Below are 242 nucleotides of genomic sequence, written 5' to 3' on the forward strand. Positions count from 1 at the left end.
TACCAGAAGCCGCCCGGAGAGGAATGATCGGAGATCGCCTTCAGCTTGCCGTCGGAGGAACGCCCGAGTCCTTGCACGTAAGGCACGTAGTCCTTGACGAGGTCTTCGCCGCCCATCGCGGACAGGTCGGCCAGGAACTTGGAGTCGATAAACTTGCCGATGTAGCCGCGCTCCAGGTCGAAGATATCCGGCAGGTCCTTGCCGCTTTGCAGCGCGGTCAGCAGCTTAGTCTGATATTGGTC

1 protein-coding gene is annotated in these 242 nt (G+C 59.9%); it reads right to left on the reverse strand.

What is annotated here, in order from left to right:
• A partial coding sequence (locus NLU14_RS22750) for an extracellular solute-binding protein (protein ID WP_275710882.1) occupies nucleotides 1-242 on the reverse strand: 242 nt, incomplete at both ends.

The organism is Marinobacter iranensis (genome assembly GCF_029207565.1).
Taxonomy (GTDB): domain Bacteria; phylum Pseudomonadota; class Gammaproteobacteria; order Pseudomonadales; family Oleiphilaceae; genus Marinobacter; species Marinobacter iranensis.